General features: G+C 69.0%; 26 protein-coding genes, 1 pseudogene and 1 riboswitch. Of the genes and pseudogenes, 17 read left to right on the forward strand and 10 right to left on the reverse strand.

Annotated elements, in window-relative coordinates:
- The first annotated feature begins 6 nt into the window (after nucleotides 1-6).
- Nucleotides 7-909: a bifunctional riboflavin kinase/FAD synthetase gene (locus GJV80_RS03675; protein ID WP_154686732.1), complete on the forward strand. Its 903-nt coding sequence runs from the start codon at nucleotides 7-9 to the stop codon at nucleotides 907-909.
- 42 nt (nucleotides 910-951) lie between these two features.
- Here GJV80_RS03675 and GJV80_RS03680 read toward each other — a convergent pair whose 3' ends face one another.
- Complete coding sequence (locus GJV80_RS03680) at nucleotides 952-1,887, reverse strand: 1-phosphofructokinase family hexose kinase (protein ID WP_154686733.1); 936 nt, start codon at nucleotides 1,885-1,887, stop codon at nucleotides 952-954.
- Between the two features lie 73 nt (nucleotides 1,888-1,960).
- Between GJV80_RS03680 and GJV80_RS03685 the strand changes: the two genes are divergently transcribed.
- The 5 genes from GJV80_RS03685 to GJV80_RS03705 all read left to right on the forward strand — a co-directional run bounded on the left by GJV80_RS03685 (nucleotide 1,961) and on the right by GJV80_RS03705 (nucleotide 7,540).
- Complete coding sequence (locus tag GJV80_RS03685) at nucleotides 1,961-2,479, forward strand: GNAT family N-acetyltransferase (protein WP_230208494.1); 519 nt, start codon at nucleotides 1,961-1,963, stop codon at nucleotides 2,477-2,479.
- Between the two features lie 2 nt (nucleotides 2,480-2,481).
- Nucleotides 2,482-3,219, forward strand: coding sequence for an SDR family NAD(P)-dependent oxidoreductase (locus tag GJV80_RS03690; protein ID WP_230208100.1), 738 nt, complete (start codon nucleotides 2,482-2,484; stop codon nucleotides 3,217-3,219).
- A 172-nt stretch (nucleotides 3,220-3,391) separates the two neighbouring features.
- A complete protein-coding gene (gene rpsO / locus GJV80_RS03695) occupies nucleotides 3,392-3,655 on the forward strand; it encodes a 30S ribosomal protein S15 (protein WP_154690014.1) in 264 nt (87 codons plus the stop codon).
- A gap of 343 nt (nucleotides 3,656-3,998) precedes the next feature.
- On the forward strand, nucleotides 3,999-6,239 hold the full coding sequence (locus GJV80_RS03700) for a polyribonucleotide nucleotidyltransferase (protein ID WP_154686735.1): 2,241 nt from the start codon (nucleotides 3,999-4,001) through the stop codon (nucleotides 6,237-6,239).
- Nucleotides 6,239-7,540, forward strand: a complete 1,302-nt coding sequence (locus tag GJV80_RS03705) for a pitrilysin family protein (protein WP_154686736.1) — start codon at nucleotides 6,239-6,241, stop codon at nucleotides 7,538-7,540. Before GJV80_RS03700 ends, GJV80_RS03705 begins: the two co-directional genes overlap by 1 nt.
- 22 nt (nucleotides 7,541-7,562) lie before the next feature.
- On the opposite strand, the gene GJV80_RS03710 is transcribed toward GJV80_RS03705, so the two are convergent.
- Nucleotides 7,563-8,525 (reverse strand): zinc-binding dehydrogenase, encoded by a 963-nt coding sequence (locus GJV80_RS03710; RefSeq protein WP_154686737.1) that lies wholly within the window; start codon nucleotides 8,523-8,525, stop codon nucleotides 7,563-7,565.
- Between the two features lie 137 nt (nucleotides 8,526-8,662).
- On the opposite strand from GJV80_RS03710, the gene GJV80_RS03715 reads away from it, so the two are divergent.
- Both GJV80_RS03715 and GJV80_RS23620 read left to right on the forward strand, forming a co-directional pair.
- Complete coding sequence (locus GJV80_RS03715) at nucleotides 8,663-9,415, forward strand: hemerythrin domain-containing protein (protein ID WP_154686738.1); 753 nt, start codon at nucleotides 8,663-8,665, stop codon at nucleotides 9,413-9,415.
- A 36-nt stretch (nucleotides 9,416-9,451) separates the two neighbouring features.
- The gene (locus tag GJV80_RS23620; RefSeq protein ID WP_230208102.1) at nucleotides 9,452-10,528 is read left to right on the forward strand and encodes a tellurite resistance/C4-dicarboxylate transporter family protein; all 1,077 of its coding nucleotides are present in this window, start codon (nucleotides 9,452-9,454) and stop codon (nucleotides 10,526-10,528) included.
- A gap of 12 nt (nucleotides 10,529-10,540) precedes the next feature.
- On the opposite strand, the pseudogene GJV80_RS03720 reads toward GJV80_RS23620, so the two are convergent.
- Nucleotides 10,541-11,743, reverse strand: a pseudogene (locus GJV80_RS03720) (MFS transporter); the annotation flags it as partial.
- The gene (locus tag GJV80_RS23625) at nucleotides 11,733-12,341 is read right to left on the reverse strand and encodes a transcriptional regulator (protein WP_230208103.1); all 609 of its coding nucleotides are present in this window, start codon (nucleotides 12,339-12,341) and stop codon (nucleotides 11,733-11,735) included. The pseudogene GJV80_RS03720 and the gene GJV80_RS23625, both read right to left, overlap by 11 nt.
- A gap of 71 nt (nucleotides 12,342-12,412) precedes the next feature.
- Here GJV80_RS23625 and dapB point away from each other — a divergent pair, with 71 nt between their 5' ends.
- Nucleotides 12,413-13,150, forward strand: coding sequence for a 4-hydroxy-tetrahydrodipicolinate reductase (dapB, locus tag GJV80_RS03730; RefSeq protein WP_154686740.1), 738 nt, complete (start codon nucleotides 12,413-12,415; stop codon nucleotides 13,148-13,150).
- 178 nt (nucleotides 13,151-13,328) lie between these two features.
- On the forward strand, nucleotides 13,329-13,997 hold the full coding sequence (locus GJV80_RS03735; RefSeq protein ID WP_195909142.1) for a DUF2993 domain-containing protein: 669 nt from the start codon (nucleotides 13,329-13,331) through the stop codon (nucleotides 13,995-13,997).
- Here the strand turns inward: GJV80_RS03735 and GJV80_RS23630 are convergent.
- Nucleotides 13,981-14,646 (reverse strand): N-acetyltransferase family protein, encoded by a 666-nt coding sequence (locus GJV80_RS23630; RefSeq protein ID WP_370518813.1) that lies wholly within the window; start codon nucleotides 14,644-14,646, stop codon nucleotides 13,981-13,983. The genes GJV80_RS03735 and GJV80_RS23630 overlap by 17 nt on opposite strands.
- A 289-nt stretch (nucleotides 14,647-14,935) precedes the next feature.
- Between GJV80_RS23630 and GJV80_RS03745 the strand changes: the two genes are divergently transcribed.
- On the forward strand, nucleotides 14,936-16,621 hold the full coding sequence (locus GJV80_RS03745; protein ID WP_154686743.1) for a ribonuclease J: 1,686 nt from the start codon (nucleotides 14,936-14,938) through the stop codon (nucleotides 16,619-16,621).
- Nucleotides 16,622-16,793: 172 nt separating this feature from the next.
- On the opposite strand, the gene rpmB is transcribed toward GJV80_RS03745, so the two are convergent.
- From rpmB to thiM, 5 genes are all read right to left on the reverse strand, one after another.
- Nucleotides 16,794-16,979, reverse strand: coding sequence for a 50S ribosomal protein L28 (gene rpmB, locus GJV80_RS03750; protein WP_154686744.1), 186 nt, complete (start codon nucleotides 16,977-16,979; stop codon nucleotides 16,794-16,796).
- Nucleotides 16,980-17,109: 130 nt separating this feature from the next.
- Entirely contained in the window at nucleotides 17,110-17,784 is a 675-nt protein-coding gene (locus GJV80_RS03755) for a TenA family protein (RefSeq protein WP_195909143.1), read from the reverse strand.
- Entirely contained in the window at nucleotides 17,781-18,623 is an 843-nt protein-coding gene (thiD, locus tag GJV80_RS03760) for a bifunctional hydroxymethylpyrimidine kinase/phosphomethylpyrimidine kinase (protein WP_154686746.1), read from the reverse strand. Before thiD ends, GJV80_RS03755 begins: the two co-directional genes overlap by 4 nt.
- On the reverse strand, nucleotides 18,620-19,258 hold the full coding sequence (gene thiE / locus GJV80_RS03765; RefSeq protein ID WP_154686747.1) for a thiamine phosphate synthase: 639 nt from the start codon (nucleotides 19,256-19,258) through the stop codon (nucleotides 18,620-18,622). The genes thiD and thiE overlap by 4 nt, the downstream gene beginning before the upstream one ends.
- Nucleotides 19,255-20,034: a hydroxyethylthiazole kinase gene (gene thiM, locus GJV80_RS03770; protein WP_154686748.1), complete on the reverse strand. Its 780-nt coding sequence runs from the start codon at nucleotides 20,032-20,034 to the stop codon at nucleotides 19,255-19,257. The genes thiE and thiM overlap by 4 nt, the downstream gene beginning before the upstream one ends.
- Nucleotides 20,024-20,129: riboswitch (TPP riboswitch) on the reverse strand. It overlaps the preceding gene by 11 nt.
- Nucleotides 20,130-20,237: 108 nt before the next feature.
- On the opposite strand from thiM, the gene GJV80_RS03775 reads away from it, so the two are divergent.
- From GJV80_RS03775 to rpmF, 6 genes are all read left to right on the forward strand, one after another.
- On the forward strand, nucleotides 20,238-22,490 hold the full coding sequence (locus tag GJV80_RS03775; RefSeq protein WP_154686749.1) for an ATP-dependent DNA helicase RecG: 2,253 nt from the start codon (nucleotides 20,238-20,240) through the stop codon (nucleotides 22,488-22,490).
- Nucleotides 22,491-22,497: 7 nt separating this feature from the next.
- Nucleotides 22,498-23,076 (forward strand): 16S rRNA (guanine(966)-N(2))-methyltransferase RsmD, encoded by a 579-nt coding sequence (gene rsmD / locus GJV80_RS03780; RefSeq protein WP_154686750.1) that lies wholly within the window; start codon nucleotides 22,498-22,500, stop codon nucleotides 23,074-23,076.
- A gap of 31 nt (nucleotides 23,077-23,107) precedes the next feature.
- Entirely contained in the window at nucleotides 23,108-23,590 is a 483-nt protein-coding gene (coaD, locus tag GJV80_RS03785; RefSeq protein WP_154686751.1) for a pantetheine-phosphate adenylyltransferase, read from the forward strand.
- A gap of 91 nt (nucleotides 23,591-23,681) precedes the next feature.
- On the forward strand, nucleotides 23,682-24,197 hold the full coding sequence (locus GJV80_RS03790; protein ID WP_154686752.1) for a hypothetical protein: 516 nt from the start codon (nucleotides 23,682-23,684) through the stop codon (nucleotides 24,195-24,197).
- Between the two features lie 125 nt (nucleotides 24,198-24,322).
- The gene (locus GJV80_RS03795) at nucleotides 24,323-24,883 is read left to right on the forward strand and encodes a DUF177 domain-containing protein (RefSeq protein WP_230208104.1); all 561 of its coding nucleotides are present in this window, start codon (nucleotides 24,323-24,325) and stop codon (nucleotides 24,881-24,883) included.
- A 37-nt stretch (nucleotides 24,884-24,920) separates the two neighbouring features.
- A complete protein-coding gene (gene rpmF / locus GJV80_RS03800) occupies nucleotides 24,921-25,112 on the forward strand; it encodes a 50S ribosomal protein L32 (RefSeq protein ID WP_154686753.1) in 192 nt (63 codons plus the stop codon).
- Nucleotides 25,113-25,114: the final 2 nt, after the last annotated feature.

The raw sequence follows: 25,114 nt of genomic DNA on the forward strand, positions 1-25,114 counted from the left end.
GCGCCCATGAGCACTGCCCGGGTCGTCGTGATCGGCAACTTCGACGGCGTACACCAGGGGCACCAACAACTCCTCACCGCCGCCCGGGACGCCGCCGGCGAGGGCACCCTCATCGCGGTCACGTTCTGGCCGCACCCGATGTCGGTGATCCGCCCGGACCGGACCCCGTTGCTGCTGACCAGCCTCGACGAGCGGCAGAACCTGTTGCGCTCCGCCGGGGTCGACGAGGTCGTCGTGGTCGAGTTCACCGACACCGTCGCCAGCTGGCCGCCGGAGAGTTTCGTCGACAGCGTGCTGCGGCCGCTGCGGCCGACGCTGATCATGGTCGGGGAGAACTTCCGGTTCGGTTTCCGGGCCGCGGGCGATGTCAGCCTGCTGACCCGGCTGGGCAAGGAGAGCGGGAGTTTCGAGGTCGAGGGCGTCTCGCTGTACAGCGCCGACAACCGGCCGGATTCCTCGACCAGGATCCGGTCCGCGGTCGCCGACGGCGACGTCGAGGAGGCGCGGCGGCTGCTCGGCCGGCCCTTCCGGGTCCGTGGTGTGGTGATCAAGGGCGCCCAGCGAGGCCGGGAGATGGGTTTCCCGACCGCCAACGTGCCCGTTCCCGACGGTCTTGCGGTGCCCTCCGACGGCGTCTATGCCGGCTGGGTGACCTGTCTGGACCGACCCGACGCCGAGCGGTGGCCGGCGGCCATCTCGGTCGGCAGCAATCCGACGTTCGTCGGCGAGAACCGCCGGGTGGAGAGCTACGTCCTCGACCGCACCGATCTGGAGTTGTACGGCATCGAGATCGCCGTCGATTTCGAGCACCGGTTGCGCGGTCAGATCAAGTACTCCGGGATGGAAGCACTGATCGACCAGATGCACCTGGACATCGACCGCGCCCGGACCCTGCTGCTCGGCGGCTGACTCCCGGCTGACCTCCCGTTGATCCCGGACTGATCCCGTTCGCTACCGCTCGGTCAGGACGCTGGCGTCGGCGATCTCCCGTGCCGTCGCCGGATCGAGATTCCCGGGTCCGGGCAGCAGCGCATTGGCGACACCGCAGCCGGTGGCCAGCCGCAGCGCGGTCGCCGGACTCGCTCCGACATCGGTCGCTGCCAGCCAGCCGCCGAGGAACGCGTCACCGCTACCCACCGGGTAGCGGCCGTTCACTCCCTCCGGCAGCCGCACCGAGTTGCAGGCGCCGTCCTGGGTGCGTCCCAGCGCACCCTCCCGGCCGTCGGTGATGATCACCTGGCCGCCGGTGCGGTCTCCGATGATCTTGGCCAGGTCCGCCAGATCGGCACGCTCCGCCCGGCGGCCGGTCAACTCCGCCGCCTCGAACCGGTTGATCTTGATCAACTCCGGAGAGGCTCCGACGGCGGCCTCCAATGCCGGTCCGTGGGTGTCGACGGCCACCTTCAACCCGGCCTGGTGGGCCATGATCACGATCTCCGCATACGCCGAGGTGGCAAGCCCCTGGGGCGCGCTGCCGTTGATGGCCAGCCATCCCGGGCGGCCGATGATCATTCCGGCCAACTGGGACCGGAAAGCCCTCCACACCTGCGGGGGCATCTCGGGCGCGTACGGATAGAGCTCGGTCAGACCGTCGCGGTCCTCAGCGGCGATCGAAACGCAGATCCGGGTGTCGGCCGGCGAGTCGACCGATCGGACGGCGATACCGGAGTTGATCAACTCGCTGGTGATCGTCCGCCCGGTGGCACCGCCCAGGACGGCGACCGCGGCGACGTCGGCACCCAGGGTGTTCGCCGCGCGGGCCAGGTTCAGCGACTTGCCGCCGGCCACCTGATGCACCGCGGTCGGGCGGTGGATGGCGCCCAGGCCAAGATGCTCGACCAGATAGGTGACATCCAAGGACGGGCTGAGCGCGGCAACCGTGATCACGGTCGCTCAGACTACCGGGAACGGACCGACCCGCCCTGCCCGCCGATCGCCTAAGGTCGTTGCCGTGGACCTGATGATCCGGGTGGCGGTGGTCGAGGATGCAGAGGGCATCGGCGCCGCCCACGTGGCCGCCTGGCTGGGTGCTTATCCGGGACTGATCCCCGACGACCATCTGGCCCGGCTGGACCCGGTGGCCCGGGGGAGGGCGTGGCGGACGTCGATCGAGGCCGGTACGTCCGACGCCACCACGCTGGTCGCCCGGGTCGGCGACCGGGTCGCGGGTTTCGTGTCGTACGGGCCTTCGCGCGAGGAGGTCGATGACGGCTGGGGCGAACTCTGGGCGATCAACCTGCACCCGGACCGCTGGCGGCAGGGCATCGGTACGGCGCTGGTGCACGCCGCCGAAGCCGGGCTGCGCGGCCTCGGCTACGACTACGGCTACCTGTGGGTGCTCGACGGGAACCAGCGGGCGATCGACTTCTACCGGCGGGTCGGATGGCCGACCGACGGTGCGATCAAGATCGACGATCAGTACGACCCGCCGCGCCGCGAACTGCGCTGTTCCACCCGACTGCAGCGAGAAGGAGAATGATCATGAAACGTGCCGTCGTCACCGGTGGCGGAACCGGGATCGGCCGGGCGATCGCCGAACGGCTCTCCTTCCAGGGGACCCGGGTGATCATCGTCGGCCGCCGTGCGGAGGTGCTGGCAGGGGCCGCCGCGGATCTCAACAAGCGCCATCACGACGAGCTGGTCGAATACTGTGCCGCGGACCTGACCGATCCCGACCAGGTCGAGCAGCTGGCTTCGCGGATCACCGCCGAAGGCAACGTCGACATCCTGGTCAACAATGCCGGCGGGAACTTCGCCGCCGACGCACCGAGCCTGACCGGGATCGCCGACGGCTACCGCGCCGATTTCGAGGGCAATGTGCTGACCGCCGTGCTGCTGACCGAGGCGTTGCTGCCCGCCGTCAGCCGGCCCGGCCGGATCGTGATGATGAGCTCGGTCGCCGGGCTCCGGGGTGCCGGATCCTACGGCGTGGCCAAGGCGGCGCTGCACGGCTACGTCTGGGACCTGGCCAACCGGCTCGCCGCGCAGGAGGTCACCGTGAACGCGATCGCGCCCGGTTTCGTACCCGACACCGAGTTCTGGGAGGGCCGCCGGAACGAGGAGTCGGTACGCAGCCGGCTGGCCCGGATCCCGATGGGCCGCGCGGGGACACCGAGCGAGGTGGCGGAGGCGGTGGCCTATCTCTGCAGCAACGAGAGCGGGTGGACCACCGGTCAGATCCTCCAGGTCAACGGCGGGACGCTGCTCGGCCACGGCTGATCCGATCGGGGCTGATCGCGCCGATTGGGCCGCGACGTCGCCCGCTGGTAACCTTGAGTCGCCGTTTGATCGGCCGCGGAAGCCCAAGAGCTCCCACGTCACACCGGGTGACAGCTGCACCGCAGCGATCCGGGAGCGCCGCGCAACGGATTCGAAGGGAGAGCTAGTGTCGATCGACGCTGCCGAAAAGAAGAAGATCATCGACGAGTACGCGACGACCGAGGGCGACACCGGTTCCCCGGAGGTCCAGGTCGCACTGCTCAGCCGCCGGATCGCGCACCTGACCGAGCACCTCAAGCAGCACAAGCACGACCATCACAGCCGTCGTGGCCTGATGCTGCTGGTGGGTCAGCGGCGCCGGTTGCTGAACTACATCGCCAAGAACGACATCGAGCGTTATCGGTCACTGATCGAGCGTCTCGGCCTGCGGCGCTGAATCGTAGAGAGCGGTCCTCCGGGTCTTTTGGGAGGGCCGCTCTCTAGGTACCTCGCGGGTGAGGTTTGGCGAATCACCCGGGGGCACGTGAATAATCGCTTTAGGCACAACTCAAGAAGGTTGCATCCCACGCTTAGCCCGCGCGGACCCGTCACCCGGTCCTCGGTAGTGGTTTTCGGGAAGGCGCCGCCGACAGGCGGCAGTCAGGCCCGCGGACCTCGATCGAAGACCGGCCAGAGACATCCAAGTGTCACCAGACAACGTCATCGGAAGACGACTTGGACCGCGATCGCAGGGCCCTCGCGAGTGTGGGTGCAGTCGCACACGCGAGAAAGGAGTCCCCGTGGAGGGACCAGGTATTGAATTCTCCGAGGCAGTCATCGACAACGGTGCACTCGGAAAGCACGTCATTCGCTTCGAGTCGGGTCGGCTTGCCCAGCAGGCCGCCGGTTCGGCGACTGTTTACATCGACGACGACACGATGTTGTTGTCGGCGACCACCGCGCAGTCCAAGCCGCGCGACGCCATCGACTTCTTCCCGCTGACGGTCGACGTCGAGGAGAAGATGTATGCCGCGGGCCGGATCCCCGGTTCGTTCTTCCGCCGCGAGGGTCGGCCCTCGGAGTCGGCGATCCTGACCTGCCGGCTGATCGACCGGCCGTTGCGTCCGCTGTTCGTCAAGGGCCTGCGCAACGAGGTTCAGGTCGTCGTCACGGTGCTGGCGCTGAACCCGGACAAGCTGTACGACGTGGTGGCCATCAACGCCGCCTCGATGTCCACCCAGCTGGCCGGTCTGCCGTTCTCCGGTCCGGTGGCCGGTGTCCGGGTCGCCCTGGTCGGTGACCAGTGGGTCGGTTTCCCGGATAATTCCCAGCTGGAGGACGCTGCCTTCGACATGGTCGTCGCCGGCCGGGTACTGCCCGATGGCGACGTCGCGATCGCCATGGTCGAGGCCGAGTCGACCGAGCAGACCTGGGACCTGGTGCAGAGCGGCCGGACCGCTCCGACCGAGGAGGTCGTCGCCGAGGGCCTCGATGCGGCCAAGCCGTTCATCAAGGCGCTGTGCGACGCGCAGGCTGACCTGGCAGCCAGGTTCCCCAAGGACACCGCGGAGTTCCCGATCTTCCGGGATTACCAGGACGACGTGTTCGCCGCCGTCGAGGCCGAGGCCTCGGCCGAGCTGGACCGGCTGACCCAGATCGCCGGCAAGCACGAGCGCAACGACGCCATCAGCGACTACAAGGCGACCGTCAAGGACAAGCTCGGCGGCCAGTTCGAGGGTCGCGAGAAGGAGATCTCCGGCGCCTTCAGCGCGCTGACCAAGAAGCTTGTCCGGCAGCGGGTGCTCAAGGACAAGGTCCGCATCGACGGGCGGGGTCTGGCCGACATCCGGACGCTGTCGGCCGAGGTCGGCGTCGTACCGCGGGTCCACGGATCCGCCCTGTTCCAGCGTGGCGAGACCCAGATCCTCGGGATCAGCACGCTGAACATGCTCGGCATGGAGCAGAAGCTGGACAATCTTGGTCCGGAGACCACCAAGCGGTACATGCACAACTACAACATGCCGCCGTACTCGACCGGCGAGACCGGCCGGGTGGGTTCTCCGAAGCGTCGCGAGGTCGGCCACGGAGCGCTTGCCGAGCGGGCCGTGCTGCCTGTGCTGCCGACCCGCGAGGAGTTCCCGTACGCCATCCGGCAGGTCTCGGAGGCACTGGGCTCCAACGGCTCCACCTCCATGGGCTCGGTCTGCGCCTCCACCCTGGCGCTGTTGAACGCCGGTGTGCCGCTGAAGGCCCCGGTCGCCGGCATCGCAATGGGACTGATGAGTGAAGAGGTCGACGGCAAGACCCATTACGTCACGCTGACCGACATCCTCGGCGACGAGGACGCGATGGGTGACATGGACTTCAAGGTCGCCGGCACCCGGGACTTCGTCACCGCCCTGCAGTTGGACACCAAGCTCGACGGGATCCCCGCCGACGTGTTGGCCGGTGCGCTCAAGCAGGCCAAGGACGCCCGGCTGACGATCCTCGACGTGATGGCCGAGGCGATCAACGAGCCCGACGAGATGAGCCTGTACGCCCCGCGGATCATCACCCTGAAGATCCCGGTCGACAAGATCGGCGAGGTGATCGGCCCCAAGGGCAAGGTGATCAACCAGATCCAGGACGACACCGGCGCCCAGATCACCATCGAGGACGACGGCACCATCTACGTCGGTGCCGAGGCCGGCTCGGCTGCCGAACAGGCCCGGTCCATGATCAACGCGATCGCCAACCCGACGATGCCGGAGAGGGGCGAGCGCTACCTCGGCACGGTCGTCAAGACCACCAACTTCGGTGCGTTCGTGTCACTGCTGCCCGGCAAGGACGGTCTGCTGCACATCTCCAAGCTGCGGCCGCTGGCCGGTGGCAAGCGGGTCGAGGCCGTCGAGGACGTGGTCAGCGTCGGCCAGAAGATCCAGGTGGAGATCTCCGACATCGACGACCGCGGCAAGCTGTCCCTGGTCCCGGTGATCGAGGAGGCCGAGTCGGCCGACAGCGCGCCGGCCGAGCACGAGGAACCGGCGCCGGCAGACGCCTGATGCGGCGTAAGTCTGCTTCGAGGGCCGTCCGGCAGTACCTCGGCGGGGAAGTCCGCCGTACGGTGCTGCCGAACGGCCTCCGGGTCGTCACCGAGCGGATGCCGCACAGCCACACGTTCAGTGTCGGTTTCTTCGTCGGCGTCGGTTCGGTCGACGAGACCGACCGGAGCAACGGCTCGAGCCATTTCCTGGAGCACGTGCTCTTCAAGGGCACCCGCCGCCGCGCCCCCGAGGAGATCTCGGCGGCGATCGAATCGGTCGGCGGCGAGCTGAACGCGTACACCGCCAAGGAACACACCTGCTTCTACGCCCGGGTGCTGGCCGAGAACGCCGATCTCGCCATCGACGTGCTGTCGGACATGATCACCTCCTCAGTGATCAGGACGCCCGATGTGCAGGCGGAGCGGGCCGTCATCCTGGACGAGATCGCCATGCACGGCGACGATCCGGTCGAGTCGGTGCAGGAGATGGTGTCGGAGCAGTTGTTGCCGCACCCCGGCCTCGGGCTGCCGGTGATCGGCACCGAGGAAAGCATCACCGCGCTGTCCCGGCAACAGATCGTCCGGCACTGGCGGCGCAACTACCACCCCGGATCGCTGGTCGTCGCCGCCGCCGGACAGGTCGACCATGATCATCTGGTCGCGCAGCTGGCCGAGATCGGCGACTTCGGCGGGCCGGACATCCGGCGCCGTCCGCGGCGAGCCGGCTCCGGCGGCTCCGGCTCTCGGCTGGTCGCCGACCGGCGGCCGTTCGAACAGAGCACGGTGTCGCTGGCCTATCCGGGTCCCGGGATCTTCGAGGCCGAACGCTTTCCGCTCGGCCTGCTGTCGGTGATCCTCGGCGGCGGCATGTCCTCCCGGCTGTTCGTCGAGGTCAGGGAACGGCGCGGCCTGGCGTACGGGATCGAGGCGGGGGAGACCAGCTACACCGATCACGGTCTGTGGAGCGTCGACTGGCAGTCGGCCCCCGACAAGGTCGAGGAGATCCTGCACCTGGTCCGCCACGAGCTGGCCGAGATCGCGGAGAACGGCGTCACCGACGAGGAGCTGGACCGGGCCAAGGGCCAGATGCGCGGTCAGACCGTGCTGTCCTACGAGGGCCCGCAGAGCCGGATGAGCCGACTCGGCACGGCGGAGTTGATCGGCGACCCCCGGACCGTGCTGCAACTGCTGGACGAGTACGACCGGATCACCAGCGACGACATCGGCAAGACCGCCGCCGACCTGCTCGGCCGGCCGGCGGTGCTCGCCCTGGTCGGCCCGCGCCGGCCGACCAAGCGGCTGGAGAAGTTGATCAGCTGATCACCCGCTGACCGACTGCGGGTCATCGGGCAAGCAGGACGACCTTGCCGACCGTACGGCGCTCCTCAAGATCCCGATGTGCGCGGGCCGCCTCAGCCAGCGGGTAGCTGGTCACCAGCGGCCGCCAGTCGCCCTGCCCACCGAGTTCGAGAGCCCGCCGGGCGAGTGCCTGCACGCCGCCGGGATAGGACGCCATCCGCGGTCCGAGCGCCCACGAGACGCTGATCTGTCCAGCCACGAGGTCATCGGTGGCCAACGGGGTCGGCACGCCGGAGGCGTATCCGAACATGATCATCCGACCGCCGGGGGCGAGCGATTCCAGGGCCGCCCGGCCGATCCGACCGCCGACCCCGTCCAGAACAACGGTCGGCGCCGCCGGGAACCGGCCCGTCCAGCGCTCGGCGTCGTAGTCCACCACGGCGTCGGGGTGCAGGTCGGCGAGCCGATCGAGCTTGTCGGAACCGGCCGCGGCGATCACCGTGGCTCCGGCCTGCCGGGCCGCCTGCACCAGCAGCCAGCCCATCCCGCCCGCGGCCGCCAGCGCCAGCACTGTGTCGTCGGGCGTGATGCGCGCCTCGGTCAGGATGCCCAGAGCCGTCCGTCCGCTGCCCACCAGGGCCACCGCGTCGGCACCGGAAAGACCCTCCGGCACCGGGATCAGGTTGTCCACCGAGGTGACCGCCTGTTGCGCATACCCGCCGGGGACCTGCCTGAGATGGGCGACCACCCGCTGGCCGAGCCATCCCGGGTCGACCCCGTCGCCGAGCAGATCGACCGCTCCGGCGACCTCGCGGCCGGGGATCGTCGGCAGGTCCGGCGGCGGCATAGCGCCGGGCACACCGCGCCGGATCCTGGTGTCGATCAGGTGTACGCCGCATGCCGCGACCCCAATGCGCACCTGGCCTGCGGCGGGCTGGAGATCATCAACCTCCTCGGGGATCAGAACCTCAGGTCCGCCGAAGCTGTGCTGCCGAATCGCGATCATGTCGACAGTGTGCAAGTTCCAGCCCGGTTGAGCTCAACGGTTGGCAGCCGTCGTGGACGTGATGAAGCACACGTTGCATTTATCACAGTAGATACTGTAAAAATAAGTGACAGCATAATTTAATCTCGGAGACCCCCATGATGCTCACTCTCGATCCGTCGTCGTCCCTGGTGGCCGTGAAGGGTCGGCACGCCGACCTGCGAGCCGGCCTGAGCGGGCTCACCGAAGCCTTCATCACCGCCGTCGGTGACGGCGTGCCGAGCCGCACCGCCCGAGACCGGTTGGTGTCCTTCCTGCGCACCGAACTGCTGCCGCATACCGAGGCCGAAGAGTCCCTGCTCTACGACGCAGCGACCCGTCCCGAGACGGCTCTGCTCAGCAGGGCGATGCGCGATCAGCACCGGACGATGACCGCCCTGATCGATGAGGTGGAGCAGGGTGCAACGATGGACGCCGTCGTGGCCGCGGGGGCGCTGGTGGTGCTCTGCGACCTCCGGATCCAGCAGGAGAACGAGCAGCTGCTGCCCTCGCTGGCCGCGACCGGACTGGATCTGGACGGTGTGCTCGGAACGCATCCCGAGATCGTCGGCAACCGACAGCGGGCTGGATCCGTGGAGTCGGCACCCGGCGGCCGGCGAACCGTCGATCTGCGCGGTCTGGACTACTACAACCGGCGGCACCTGCTGTACACCGCGTTGCGGCGGCTGGGTCCGGGCGAGGAGGTCCGGGTGATCAGTGAGCGGCCGCACGACCTGTCGGGTCTCCGCTACGACATGGAGGAGCGGATCGCGCAGCGTTACAGCTGGATCACCCATCAGGGCGAGAACGCCGCCTACACGATCGTCCGGTGCCCCTGCAGCTGGAGCGACGAGTCGATCACCGTGGGCTAGCGGATCGTCCCCGCGACCGGGCACTAGTCTGCTCGGGTGAGGTCGGCGTGGCTCGGGCGGGTGCAGCGCGGCGTCCGCGGCCTCAATCCCGGCTACTTCGCGCTGGTGATGGCGACCGGGATCATCTCGGTCGGCCTGCAGCTCGGCGGATTCGTGATCCTGTCCGGGCTGATGTCGATAATCTGCGCGGTCGCCTTCGGTGTGCTGGTGCTGTTGACCGTGTGGCGACTGCTGAGCTACCGGGCAGAGCTGCGACGGGACCTGACCGATCCCGACGTCGCGTTCGGTTTCTTCACCGTCGTCGCCGGCACCAACGTGCTCGGCGTACGGCTGGCGCTGGCCGGGGCGCATCGGACGACGGCGATCCTGCTGGTCGTCTCGGGGATCCTCTGGTTCGTTCTGGGTTATGTCATTCCGTGGGTCGCCTTGCTCGGCAATCCGCACCGGCCCCTGCTCGACCGGGCCAACGGCAGTTGGTTCGTCTGGGTGGTGGCCAGCCAGTCGGTGGCGATCGCGTCCGCGACATTGGAGCCGGTCTACCGGGGTCTGCGACCAGGACTTGCCGTGGTCGCCGTGCTGTCCTGGTCGGTCGGTGTGTTCCTCTACGGGCTGGTCGGGTTGCTGGTCGTCGCGCGGCTGTTGATCCACCGGCTCCGGCCGATCGATCTGACCCCGCCGTACTGGGTGGCGATGGGCGCGGCGTCGATCACCGTCCTTGCCGGAGCCCGGATCGTTGAGATGGCCGACGCGCCGATGGTGCAGGCCACCCGCGGCCTGGTGGCCGGCCTCGCCGTGGTGTTCTGGGCGCTGGCCACCTGGCTGATCCCCGCCCTACTGGCGGCCGGCTGGTGGCGGCACGTCACCCATCGGATCCCGTTCACCTACGACGCCACCTGGTGGAGCGTGATCTTCCCGCTGGGCATGTACGCGGTGGCCGGCATCTACCTCGGCCAGGCCGACCGGTTGCCGCTGGTCGGTGACATCGGCGGCACCGAACTCTGGGTGGCGTTCGCCGCCTGGGTCGCCGTCCTCGGCACGATGATCATCCACCTGGTCCGTACGGTCTTCCGGTCTCGCCCCGAGGCCGCCGAAGCTGGGCATGACGACCGGTGACAGCGTCGCGACGAGATAGACCGCACCGACGGCGAGCAACGCCAGCGGCAGACCGAACCCGGTCACCAGCAGCCCGCCGAGCAGGCCGCCGAACGGCATCAGCGACCAGGCGGTCGCCCCGACCAGGCTGGTCACCCGCCCGGTCAGTGATCTGGGGATCCGTTCGAAGATCACCGCGCCGATGATCGGATTGATGAAGCCGGAGGCGAAACCGCCGATCGCGCAGCTGATCACGATCACCGGCATCGGCGCGTCCATCGCGAAGATCGCGAAGCGGGGCAGCCCGCCGATCATGAAACACACCGTGTACATGATCAGCCGCGGCAGCCGCTCGCCGCGCGCGGCGGCGATCAGCGCGCCGAGGATCGAGAAGCCGGAGAAGAGGGCCAGCACCAGGCCGACCCCGCCGGCGCCATGGCCGGCATTCCTCGCCCACACCGGCAACATGACCACCACGAAGGCCTGGTCGAGCAGATTGGTGATCGCGATCATGATCGCCAGACCCAACAACACCGTGTCGGTCCGCAGAAAGGTCCAGCCCGCCCGAAGATCTGCCAGGTAGGCACCCGCGCGGCTGTCCGGCACCCGGTCACCGGGATGATCTTCGCTCGGCGCGGACGGGATGCCGAAGGCGATGATCACGGCCGACACCGCGAAGGTTCCGGCATTGACCGCCAATGCCGAAGCCGGGCCGATCAGGGCGACCAGCCCGCCGGCGCCGGCGGCACCCGCGCTGCTGGCAAGGCGTTCGATCGCGGCCTGGACGCCGGTGACCCGCTCCAGTGGCGCACCCGACCATTCGGCGACCCGCGGCGGCAAGACACCCTTGGCGGCGTCCGACGGTCCCCGGAGCGTGCCCATCAGCGCCACGATCGGAACCAGCAGCGCGATGTGCAACGCGCCGAGCAGGTGGAGCACCGGGATCGCGCTGATCGTCAGGACGCTGATCAGATCGGCGCCGACGGCGATCGGTTTGGTGCCCATTCGGTCGACGATCGGTCCGGCGAGGAACTTGCTGATCACGTACGGCAGCATCTCGGCCATTGCGACCGTTCCGGTCATGGTCGGGCTGCCCGTGGTCGTCAGCACAAGCCAGGGGATCGCGATCATGGACAACCGGGTGCCGCCGAGCGAGAAGGCCTCGGCGGCGGCGTACGCGACGAACGGTCGGCGGCGGAGGACCGGGGTGCTCGTCACGGTTCGCTCATGACGCATCAGCTCCGGTCAGCGTCCCAGGTCGCGGAAATCCGTGCAACTGGATGATGACCTGTTCCGCCTCGGGGGCCGCCTGCGACCGGTCCGCCGGCGCCCGGCCGGCGTACTCACCGAGGAGTGCATGGATCCGCGACATCAGTTCCTGGGTCTGGTCGGGGGTCAGCCACATCCACCAGTCGCTGTGGGCCGAGACGTCCTGCCAGCGGAGGGGAATCGTCGAGCGCTCCCGGAAGGCTGCGGCCAGGCTGTCCAACTGCGCATAGCCGACTGCCTGCCAGTAGGGGCCCATCGCCTCTCGGGCCGCGTTGTCGGTGAGGTCGGCCGGCCCGGTGGTGGTCGATTCGTGCACCGCGCGCCACCAGCGATCACGTTTGTTGCCTTGCTCGCCGGCCTCCTCGACGAACCCGTGCTGGGCAAGTTGGCGGAGGTGATAGCTGGTCGCTCCGGTGTTGAGCCCGAGGCGTTCGGCGAGCCGGGTCGCGGTCGACGGACCGTCCATCCGGAGGATCCCGAGCATCGTGACCCGCACCGGATGGGCCAGTGCCTTGAGCTGGGTGACGTCCGGCGCGACGAAACTGATCTCTCGTGGCTCACTCACCCCGTCATCGTATATTGCAAAGATTTCTTTGCACAGAAGTATTTGGAAAGTCGTCCGGCTAAGGTTGCGGCGTGATCAAGGTTGGCGTGTTCGGAGCACACGGACGAATGGGCTCGGAGACGGTCCGCGCGATCCGGGCGGCGCAGGGGCTGGAGCTGGTGGCCGCGATCGGCTCGGACGACGACCGGGAGGCGGCCGCAGCGGCCCAGGTCGTCGTCGACTTCACCCGGCCCGATGTGGTGATGGACAACCTCCACTGGTGCATCGAGCACCGGATCCACGCTGTGGTCGGCACCACCGGCTTCACCGACGACCGGCTCCGCGACCTGCGCGGCCGGCTGGACGGCACGGACCTGGGAATCGTCATCGCCGCCAACTTCTCGATCGGCGCCGTGCTGACCATGCGCTTCGCCGAACAGGCTGCGCGGTTCTACGAGAGCGTGGAGATCGTCGAGTTGCACCACCCCGGCAAGGCCGACGCCCCGTCGGGGACGGCGACCGCGACAGCATCCCGGGTCGGGGCGGCGCGGGCCGCGGCGGGGCTGGGACCAGTGCCGGATGCCACTGCCCAGCAGCTGGACGGGGCGCGCGGCGCGGTGGTCGACGGCGTGCACGTCCACGGCGTACGGCTGCGCGGGCTGGTGGCTCATCAGGAAGTGTTGTTCGGTGCCGAAGGGGAGACGCTGACGATCCGGCACGACTCGCTGGACCGGGCGTCCTTCATGACCGGTGTGCTGGCGGCGGTCAGAGCGGTCCCGGACCGTCCGGGGCTGACGCACGGTATCGAAGACATCCTCGGCCTGGGCTGACCCGGGACAGGGCGGGCTGACGCAACCGATGACCAAGGGGTCGGGCATTCCGGACTTCGAGCCGCCGCGGGCCGGTCCCGTCCGGCCGGACGCGCCCGGCTCGTGGCCAGGCTCGAATCCGAACCCGGGCCAGGCGATCGGAGCCGATGGCCCGCGTCGGCCGGGGGTTGGCCGCCCCGTGGTCGCCCTCCTTGTCGCGCTGGGACTGGTCCTCGTCCTCCTGGTCGCTGCTGACCGGGTCGCACCGCGGCTGGTCGGCGATCGGATCGGAAGCACCCTGCAGACGGTGCTGGGCACTCCCGCACGCCCGGTCGTTCGCATCGGCGGGGTGCCGTTCCTGACCCAGGTCGCCACCCGGCACTTCCGACACATCTCGATCACCGCTCGCGACGTGCCGGTCCCCGGCAACGGTGGCCGGTTGACGATCGCCGAACTCGACGCCGGGCTGAGCGACGTCCGGGCTGCGGCCGGCTACCGCCGCCTGACGGTCGGCCGGTTCGCCGGGTCGGCCACGATCGGCTATGCCACGCTGTCCGAGGCGGCCGGCGCACCGGTCACCTATGACGCGGAGGGCGACGGGCAGCTCACCATGAACCTCGGCGGCGCGATCACCGTGACCGGGAGACCGGCCATCGACCGCCGGACCGAGGAGATCTACCTGGGGCAGCCACGGTTCCGGATCGGCGGACGTCTCCTGCCCGGTGCCCTGCCACAGGGCGTCCTGACCCGCTTGTTGCGAGTACCGGTGCCGGATCTGGTGCCCGGCATTGCGCTCGACGACGTACGCGCGGAACCGGAGGGGCTCACGCTCGCCGCGTCCGGGACGGACGTCAGGCTGGGTCGCTGACGCCCGTCCCGGGGGCAGCGCTGCCGCCGGCGCTCGTGTCGGTGCTCGTGTCGGTGCTCGTGTCGGTGCTCGTGTCGGCGCTCGTGTCGGTGCTGATGTCGGTGTGCAGCCGAATCTGCTTGATCCGATGGCTGCCGTCCTCGGTGCCGATCTCGCGGTGGGCGCCATCGGGCTCCCAGCCCGCCTCGGTCAGGAAGGCCCGGGTGATGTCGTCGCTGGTGCTCAGCCACCAGCGTCCCCGGGTGAACCCGTCAGCGCGCAGTGTGTCGGCGGCTGCATTGAGCAATCGGGAGCCGTGGCCCTGCCGCTGGGCCGGCCGATCGACGACGAATTCCCCGATCGCCCCGTCCTCCTTCGGGTCGGCATCGCCGTCGTCACCGGGCAACGTCGTCGCGAAGCCGACCACCTGGGTCCGCCCGGTCTGATCGGTTCCGAGGGCGACCAACACCCGGAACCGCGCCTGCGGCGGTCTGGTGATCGCCGCAGTCCAGATCTCGGCCATCTCCTCCAGGGCGACGTCGGTCAGCATCCGGTCGGCGATCTCGGCCGGCAACCGGTCGCCCCAACTGCGGCGCTGGATCGCAGCGATCGCGGTCGCCTCGGAGGGCAGGGCGAGACGTACGGAGTCTGCGATCGGGTGCTCGGTCACGGCGCGATGGTACCGACTGCCGCACTCACCGGCTCTGCCGGGAATGGTGGCAGGCAACGGCCTGCTCGAAAAGTCTGGCCCCGAAAACCCTGCCCGGGAAGCGTGGCCCGGACATGAATGAAGTCCGTGGTTGCCTGCTCGGGGGTTCAGGTAACCACGGACTTCGTATCTATCATCGCGGAAACTGCGCCGAATGTTACTCGTTACACGTGTGATGTGAGTCACACCGAGCAGGCGCCCGCCGGACGCCCGGTCGGGCCGGCCGGTGGTGAACCGATAATCTTCGGTCGTGGCCGCAACACAGCTCAAAACTCCGCCTCGTCTGGCACGGGAGACGCTGCGAATCATCCCGCTCGGCGGGCTCGGCGACATCGGGCGCAACATGGCGGCGCTGGAGATCGACGGACAGCTGTTGCTGATCGATTGCGGTGTGCTCTTCCCGGAGGACGACCATCCCGGCGTCGACCTGATCCTTCCGGGCTTCGACGCCATCGCCGATCGGCTGTCCGATGTCGTCGGTCTTGTCCTGACCCATGGCCACGAGGACCACATAGGCGCTGTGCCGTACCTGCTCCGGCAGCGGCCGGACATTCCGGTGATCGGCTCCCGGCTGACGCTGGCGCTGCTGGCGGAGAAGATCAAGGAGCACCGGCTCTCCGGTGCCCAGCCCAGGCCGGTGGCCGAGGGCGACCGGCTCCGGCATGGCCCCTTCGACCTCGAGTTCGTTGCGGTCAACCACTCGATCCCCGACGGCCTGGCGGTGTTCGTACGGACGGCCGCAGGCACCGTGCTGCACACCGGTGACTTCAAGATGGACCAGTTGCCGTTGGACGGCCGACTGACCGATCTCCGTGCCCTGGCCCGACTCGGTGAGGAAGGGGTGGATCTGTTGATGATCGACTCCACCAACGCCGAAGTGCCGGGATTCACCACTCCGGAGAAGGACATCCTCCCGGCCCTGCAACGGACCTTCGCGACCAGCAAGCAGCGGCTGATCGTCACCAGTTTCGCCTCGCACGTACATCGCATCCAGCAGGTGCTGGACACTGCAGTCGCCTACCACCGCAAGGTCGCCTACGTCGGCCGGTCGATGGTGCGCAACATGTCGGTGGCTCGCGATCTCGGTTACCTGACGATCCCGGAGAACACCCTCATCGATCTGCGCGAGATCGACAACTTCCGGCCCGACCAGGTGGTGCTGATCTCCACCGGGTCACAGGGCGAGCCGCTCTCCGCTCTTGCCAGGATCGCCAACCGCGAGCATCCGGCGATCAAGCTGGAGCCGGGGGACACCGTGCTGCTCGCCAGTTCGCTGGTGCCGGGCAACGAGGCCGCGGTCTACCGGGTGATCAACGGACTGACCAAACTGGGTGCCCGCGTCGTGCACCGCGGCAACGCCCTGGTCCACGTGTCCGGCCATGCCAGCGCCGGTGAGTTGTTGTACGTCTACAACCTGCTCAGGCCGCGCAACGTGATGCCGGTGCACGGCGAGGCCAGGCATCTGATCGCCAACGCCGATCTTGCGGTGTCGACCGGGGTGCCACGGGAGCGGACAATCATCGCCGAGGACGGCACGGTCGTCGATCTGCGCGATCATCGGGCCCGGGTGGTCGGGCAGATCGAGTGCGACTACATCTTCGTCGACGGTTCGACGGTGGGCGACATCTCCGAGTCGGCACTCACCGACCGGCGGATCCTCGGCGAGGAGGGCTTCATCTCGGTGGTGGTCGTGGTGAACCTGCGCACCAAGCGAGTGCTCAGCGGACCCGACATCCACGACCGCGGCTTCCTGGAGGACCCGACGGTCTACCAGGCCGTCCGCGGCCGGATGACCCAGGCGCTCAACGACGCGCTCGAGGACGGGGTCGACGATACCCACCGGTTGCAGCAGGTGATCCGCCGACAGATCGGCAGGTGGGTCAGTGACACCTACCGCCGCCGCCCGATGATCATCCCCGTCGTCGTCGCCGTCTAACCCATTCCCGCGAGGGGTCACAAAATCCCTCATCCGGACGGCGTGTCGTCGCGGCCGGGCACGCCCGGCCCGCGACACGCCGCCGAGATGAGGGATTTTGTGACCCCTCGCGGGAATGCCAAAGGGCCCACCCGTACGGATGGGCCCCTGTTCCGCCGTCAGGCGGGGTGGGTCAGCGAGAGACCTTGCCGGCCTTCAGGCAGGAGGTGCAGACGTTCAGCCGCTTCGGCGTACCGTTGACGACCGCGCGCACCCGCTGGATGTTGGGGTTCCAGCGCCGGATGGTCTTCTTCTTCGACCAGGGCACGTTGTGGCCGAAGCTCGGGCCCTTGGCGCAGATATCACACACGGCAGCCACTGCAGTTACTCCTGATTGAGTTCAACGAACGAGGGATCGCCCAGGACCGAGCCCGAGCAACCGCACAAGAATATCCGAAACCGGCCGCCGATCGCGAATCGGCCCGGCTCAGCACGGCCGCCCACCCGGATCAGCGCGCGGTGGGCCAGGACTCCCCGCGCCAGGCGGCGTCCCAGAACATCCACTCGAACCGTGTCGACCGGACGTAGGCCGCCAGCATCGCGTCGCGCTCCTGGTCGCCGGCCGCGTCGGCAAGCCGATCGGTGTACGCCTCCGCCATCCGAACCGCTTCGGCGAATGCGGGATCAGCGTAGGTCTTGATCCACGCCCGGTACGGGTGCGGGTCGGGTACCGCCTGGCCGATGATCCAGCGTCCGACCTCGGCATAGACCCGGAAACAGGGCAGGACCGCGGCCATCCCGACGCCCGGCGGCTCGGCGAATGCGGTGGCCCGCAATCCGTCGACGTAGGCGACGCAGGTCGGCGTCGGCTCGGCCGCGTCCGGCGCATCCGGGTCGACGCCTCGGGGCAGCAGGTAACCGCGGTGCAGTTGTCCCTCCGCCTCCAGTGCACCGGCGGCCGACCGCGCCAGCATCACCCGGGCTCCGTGGTCGGTGCTGCGGGCGGCCAGCGTGGCCAGCGCCGCCGAGTAACCGGTGAGATAGTGCGCGTCGTCCAGCAGATAGCGGGCGAAGACCGGCTCCGGCAGAGTCCCGTCCGCCAACTGTTGCAGGAACGGGTGGGTGGTGATGGCGGTGAACCAGTCGGCCACCGCCCGCCAGGCCGTTTGGGAGAACCCGGTCACCGGCGCAGCTCCCAGAGGTGGTCCACAGGGCCGGAACCGTCGCCGATCCGAAGGCCGACACCCGCGCGCAGCGCTCCGGTCAGGTAGTCCTTGGCGGTGCCGACCGCAGCCCGCAGCGGATCGCCGAGCGCCAGTCGTGTGGCGATGGCCGAGGACAGGGTGCACCCCGTGCCGTGGGTGTTGGGCGTTTCGATCCACGGCGCCGTGAACCGGGTGACGCCGTCGGCGTCGGCGAGCACATCGACACTCTGCGCCTCACCCGACGGCGTCGTCACCCCCGAACCGGTCAGGTGCCCGCCCTTGACCAGTGCGGCGGCGGCTCCCTGGTCGCGCAGCCCCTCGGCGGCCACGACCATCTCCTCGACCAGCCGAGGAGCGGCGAGGTCCAGCAATGCTCCGGTCTCCGGGAGGTTCGGGGTGACAACGGTCGCCCGGGGCAACAGCTCCCCGATGATCACCGCCGTCGTCTCCGGCGTCACCAGACGGTCGCCGGAGGTCGCGACCATCACCGGATCGAGCACCATCGGGATGTCCGGGTGCTCCGCCAGCACCCCGGCGACGGCCGAGGCAACCGCGGGCCCGGCCAGCATGCCGATCTTGATGGCGCCGACGTCGAGATCATCCAGTACTGCTCGTGCCTGAGCGGCGACGAAGTCGGCGGGCACCTGCTGGATGCCGCTGACACCGCGGGTGTTCTGCACCGTCAACGAGGTGATCACCGCCGCGCCGTAGACGCCCAGCGCGGTCGCCGTCTTCAGATCGGCCTGGATGCCTGCGCCACCGGACGGATCCGATCCGGCGATGCTGAGCATGATCGCTGTCCGGCCGCGATCGGTCATGATCGACTCCTGGCCTGCCGGACGACCGCCACCAGGTGCGCAGCGGCTGCCCGCGGGTCGGGTGCAGCGCAGATCGCCGAAACCACGGCGACGCCGTCGGCACCGGCATCGATCACCCGTCCGGCGTTGCCGGCGCCGATTCCTCCGATCCCGATCAACGGCAGTCCCTGCGGCAGACCTGAGCGCAGCTCCGCCACCCCGTCGAGGCCCCAGGGCGTGCCGGTGTCGATCTTGGTCGGTGTCGGCCAGACCGGGCTTGCCGCGACGTAATCGCAGGCACCGAGACCGTCCCGGTCATCGAGTTGATCACGATCATGGATCGACCAACCGATCACCGCGTCCGGCCCCAGCAGGTCGCGAACCCGGGCGGGATGATCATCATCCGGGCCGACGTGTACTCCGACACCGGGGACGGCGGCGGCCGCCGCCAGATCGTCGTTGACGATCACGATCGCCTCCGGCACGGCGTCCTGGAGTCGATGCAGCGCGGCTATCCGCTGCCGGGTGGTCATCGCCTTGTCCCTGAGCTGGACGACCCGGACGCCCCCGGCGACTGCCGCGGCGACTACCTGCACAGTCTGGTCACCGGCGGGTTCCGCGGTGACCAGATAGACCGCAAGATCATCGGTGATCATGATCGTACGGGGACGGTGGCCAGGGCGGCGTCGTCCAGCGTCGACAGCTCGTCGAGCAGTCGCCAGCGCAACGATCCAGGTCCGGCGGCGTCGCCGGCCCGCTGGACGGCCGCAGTCATCATGATCATCGCCTGCGCCGCACCGGCCAGCGGATCGGGCCGGCCGACGCAACAGGCGGCGGTCAGCGCGGACAGCGCACAGCCCAGGGCCGTGATCATCGGTGCCCGCGGGTCGCCGCCGTCGATCAGCAGGTTTCGGCTCCCGTCGGTGACCAGATCGGTCGCCCCGGAGACCGCGATCACACAGCCCAGCTGTTCGGCGAGTTTCGCCGCCCGGTCACCGACCTCTTCGGAGCCGGCGGCGCTGTCCACGCCGCGGCTGGCACCGGCGACGCCGGCCAGCGCCAGGATCTCACCGGCATTGCCGCGGATCACCGTCGGCCGGTTCTCCAACAGCCGCGCAGCAAGATCACGGCGGTAGCCGGTGGCGCCGACGGCCACCGGGTCGAGCACCCACGGGATGCCGCGCCGATGAGCGACCGCGGTCGCCGCGAGCATCCCGTCGGCCCAGGCAGGCGACGGCGTGCCGATGTTGGCCACCACCGCATCGGCCAAGCCGGCGAACTCGGCGGCCTCGTGTGCGTCGTGCACCATCGCCGGCGAGGCGCCGGCGGCGTTCAGCAGGTTGGCGGCCAAGTCCATCGACACATAATTGGTGATGCACTGGACCAGCGGGTTGCGTCCCCGCAGTGTCGTCACAGAGAACTCGTACGGCATGTTGGCTCCCTCTCGCCGGAATGACCCGGATCAGGTTCGGCGGGTGTGTTCTCAGCCCGATCCGCTGTCCGCATCGGGCACCCCGGCCACATCGAGGTCGAGCCTACAACCGCTCGCCCCGGGCCGATCCTCGCGGGCGACTCGGGGGCTATTGCACCGTCGCGCCGGTTGGGCTGTCGTGATCCATCGTTAGGCTTGCCGCCGTGAGCACGACAGTCAGCCGGTGGCGGACCGAGGCGTACGCACGTCTTGCCGCCAAGCTGGCCAACGTCGTCGGCGACAAGACCGCCAAGCAGTTCGAGAAGCTGCGCATCGCGACCGTCGGCGATCTGCTGCAGCACGTGCCGCGGCGCTACATCTCCGGCACCGAGTTGAGCGATCTGAGGACGCTCAAGGAGGGGGAGGAGGTCGCCGTGCTGGCCGAGGTCTCCCGCACCCAGACGCACGGCAACGGCCCTCGCAGCCGACTCGAGGCCGTCATCACCGACGGCAGCGGCTTTCTCACCCTGGCGTTCTTCGGCAAACCGCACTTGATCGGCTACTGGCAGAACCAGCTGTCCAAGGGCGCCCGCGGCATCTTCGCCGGCAAGGTCGGCCGGTTCCGCGACACCCTGCAGTTGGCCCACCCGGAATTCGTCATGCTCGACGAGTACGGCCGCTACGCCGGAGGACGCAAGGACAACGCCGTGCTCGCCGACGTCACCAGGACCGAGTTGATCGGGCTCTATCCGGCGACCGCGAGACTGCGCACCTGGACCATCGCCGAGTCCGCCAATCTGGCGCTCGACTACCTGGCGGGGGTCGACGATCCGCTGCCCGAGCCGGTCAGGGAGCAGGCCGGAGTGACCGACCTGCTGGCGGCGTACAAGGCGGTGCATCAGCCGCAGACCCGGACCGCGGTCGCCGAGGGCCTGGCGCGGCTGAAGTTCGACGAGGCGTTCGCGATCGGGCTCACCATGGCCCATCGCAGGGCGCTGGCCCGGCAGCATCCGTCGGTGCCGCGGCCGCGGCGGGCCGGAGGGATCCTGGACGCCTTCGACGCCACCCTGCCCTACACGCTGACCGACGGCCAGCAGCTGGTCTCCGAGCAGATCTTCGCCGACCTGGCCGGCGGTCACCCGATGCAACGGCTGCTGCAGGGCGAGGTCGGCTCCGGCAAGACGGTGGTCTCGATCCGCGCCATGCTGTCGGTGGTCGACGCGGGTGGGCAGGCCGCCTTCCTCGCCCCGACCGAGGTGCTGGCGACCCAGCACTACCAGACCATCACCCGGATGCTCGGCGAGTTGGCCGCCGGTGGCACCCTCGACGCCCCCGACCACGCGACCCACGTCGTGCTGCTCACCGGGTCGATGCCCTCGGCCCGCAGACGGGAGGCGCTGCTGGCGGCCGCCAGCGGTGAGGCCGGCATCGTCATCGGCACTCACGCCCTGCTGTCCGATCAGGTCCAGTTCGCCGATCTCGGGCTGGTCGTCGTCGACGAGCAGCACCGCTTCGGCGTCGAACAGCGCGCCGTGCTGAGCAGCAAGGCCAAGACCCAACCACACGTGCTGGTGATGACCGCGACACCGATCCCGCGGACGGTCGCGATGACCAGCTTCGGCGACCTGGAGACCTCGGTGCTGCGGGAGGTCCCGGCGGGACGGGCCGCCGTCCAGTCAGTCGTCGTCGACACCGTGCACAGCCCGGCCTGGGTCGACCGCGCCTGGCAGCGCGTCGTCGAGGAGGTCGCCGACGGTCGGCAGGCGTACGTCGTCTGCTCCCGGATCTCGGCCGGCGACAAGGACGAACTGTGGGAGGACGGCCGGATCCTGGAGGAGGAGGACGTCGAGGAGGGCCAGCAGCCGCAACGCCCCGCGGTCGCGGTCGAGGACCTGTACGCCGAGCTCAGCAGCGGACCCCTGGCCAGCCTGCGGGTGGCCACCCTGCACGGCCGGATGAGCAGCGAGGACAAGGAGGACACGATGCGCCGGTACGCCGCCGGTGACATCGACGTCCTGGTCGCCACCACCGTCATCGAGGTCGGCGTCGACGTGCCGAACGCCTCGATGATGGTGATCTGTGACGCCGACCGGTTCGGCATCTCCCAACTGCACCAGTTGCGCGGCCGGATCGGCCGCGGACAACACCCCGGGGTCTGCCTGCTGATGAGTTCCAGTCCACCGGACAGTGTGGCCGCACAACGGCTGCAGGCCGTCGCGTCGACCCGGGACGGTTTCGAACTCGCCGAGGAGGACCTGCGGCTGCGACACGAGGGCGACGTCCTCGGTTCGGCGCAGGCCGGACGCAGGTCGAGCCTGCGGCTGCTCAACGTGTTTCGCGACCGGGACCTGATCGCCCGGGCCCGTGAGATCGCCGACGACTGCATCGCCGCCGATCCGGACCTGACCGACCCTGGACTCGCCGATACGGTTGACCGGATCGAGTCGCTGTCCGGGGAGTGGTTGGAAAGATCGTGAGGCGCGTGTGAGCCGGATCATCGCCGGGACCCGCAAGGGTCACCGGCTGCAGACCCCACCCGGCGACCGGACGCGTCCGACCAGCGACCGGGTGCGGGAGGCGCTGTTCTCGGTGATCACGTCCTGGGCCGGTACCGCCGGCAGTCGCAGCGAGGAATCGCTGGCCGGCCTTGCCTTCCTCGATCTTTACGCCGGATCCGGGGCGGTCGGCCTTGAGGCGGCCAGCCGGGGAGCAGCTCCGGTGTTGCTGGTGGAGTCCGACCGCCGGACGGCACGGATCATCGGCGACAATGCCCGCGAACTCGACCTGCCCGTCCAGGTGAGGACCGGCCGCGTGCTAGACGTCATCGCCGGCCCGCCGCCGGGGCCGTACGACGTGATCTTCGCCGACCCGCCGTACGAGCTGGGATCTGCGGACCTGTCGAGGGTGCTCGCGACCCTGCTCGAACAGGGCTGGCTCAACGACGACGCGCTGGTCGTCGTCGAACGATCCTCACGGACCGACGACCTGAGTTGGCCGGAGGACCCGGCAGACGTGTGGAGCAGGGCGTACGGCGAGACGACCCTGCACTTCTGGCAGCGGTAGGGAGACCGACGAAGAGATGGGGAGCGAGCGGATGCGACGAGCGGCCTGCCCGGGATCCTACGATCCGCCGACCCGCGGACATCTGGACGTGATCAGCCGTACCGCAGCACTGTTCGACCAGGTCCACGTGCTGGTCGGCACCAACACGGCCAAGACCGGGCTCTTCACACCCCAGGAACGGGTCGGACTGCTGGAGGAGGCACTGGCCGACCTGCCGGGGGTCGAGGTGCACGTCTTCGGTGGCCTGGTGGTCGACTACTGCCGGACCCACGACATCGACGCTGTGGTCAAGGGCATCCGTGGGGCGGTCGACCTGGACTACGAATCGCAGATGGCCCGGATGAACCGTGCGATGACCGGTTTGGAGACGCTGCTGCTTCCGGCCGCGCCGGAGTGGTCGGCCGTTTCCTCCAGCCTGGTTCGCGACATTGCCAGGATGGGTGGCAGCTTCGAGCAGTTCGTCACGCCGGGGATCGCCGCCCGGACCCGGGTAAAACTCGATGCCGGTTCGTGAACAGGCCTCGAGGGCGGGACACTGGTAGCCAGACACTGATCAGCCAGACCGCTATCAGCCAGACAACGATCAGGGGGAGGGGTTCGTTCACATGCCGGAGGAGCTGACCACGCAGGCTCGGCTGGAGCAGTTGCGGGAGATGATCGCCTCGGCCCGCTCCATGCCGATGTCGGCGTCGTGCGTGGTCAACAGAGCCGAGGTCTTGCGAGCGATCGACGACATCGCCGGCAATCTGCCGGGCGAACTGGCCGAGGCCCGCGGTGTGATCGAGGAGCAGCGGTCCCAGTACGAGGCCGGCCGCGCCCAGGCCGACCGGATCGTCGCCGAGGCTCATCAACATGCTCTCCAGCAGGCCGGGCACAGCGCGCAGGTCCGTGTCGCCGAGGAGCAGGCGGCCAAGATCGTCGAGGATGCCCGGGCCGAGGCGGACGCGCTGAAGCGTGAGGTGGACGTCTTCATCGACTCCCGGATGGCCGGCTTCGAGTCGGTGCTGGCCAAGACCAGCTCTCAGGTCCGGATGGCCCGCAAGCGACTCGCCGAGCGCAACGGCGAGGAGGCCGAGGAGGAGCGCCGTCCCCGAGCGACCGAGCTGCCGCAGCTGGACTGACCCCGGTCCCGCGCCACCCGCGAGGATGCGCGGCGGGCTCTGGTTTGGTCGGTGTTCCTCCGGCCGGTAAAGTTTGACGTCGGTCACGACGATGTTCTGACCGCTCGTGTTGAAGGGATCTGCTTGTGGATGCGGCAGCTCGCCCGCTCGACGCCCGTTCGGACCTGGTGATCGACACCTACGAACTGGGCCGAGGAGCCGGCCGGTCGATGCTCGTACGGCGGACCGCGGAGGCACCGGCGGACCTGGGGATCGAAGTGATCGGGGTACCCCAAGGCTCACCGGTCGAGTTCGATCTGCGACTCGAATCGGTGGTTGAGGGCGTGCTGGTCACCGGTACGGCCGAAGTCCGGCTGGCGGGGCAGTGCGTTCGGTGCCTGGTGGAGTTGACCGACACGTCGGTCGTCGACTTCCAGGAGCTGTACGTCTATCCCGGCAACGAAGCGGGCGACGCCGAGACCGAGGACGAGATCAGGCACCTGGAGGGTGACCTGCTCGATCTCGAGCCGGTGTTGCGCGACTCGGTGGTGCTGGATCTGCCGTTCCAGCCGCTGTGTCGCCCGGATTGTCTGGGTCTGTGTCCCGATTGCGGGGCCGACCTGAACGAGGATCCGGAGCACGAGCACGACGCCCCGATCGATCCGCGGTGGGCAGGACTTGGATCGTGGCCGCACGACGAGGCGTGACCTCACCAGTAAGTGCACGAGTACGAGGAGATTGATCGTGGCTGTTCCGAAGCGTCGGATGTCCCGCAGCAACACCCGGCATCGCCGGTCCCAGTGGAAGACGTCCGCTCCGACGCTGGTGACCTGCGCCAATCCCGCCTGCCGTCAGAAGCACCTTCCGCACACCGCCTGCCCGTCCTGCGGCCAGTACGGTCCGCGCGGCGAGCGTCGTCAGGTCATCGAGTCCTGACA

It is taken from the genome of Microlunatus sp. Gsoil 973, from assembly GCF_009707365.1.
Taxonomy (GTDB): Bacteria; Actinomycetota; Actinomycetes; order Propionibacteriales; family Propionibacteriaceae; genus Microlunatus.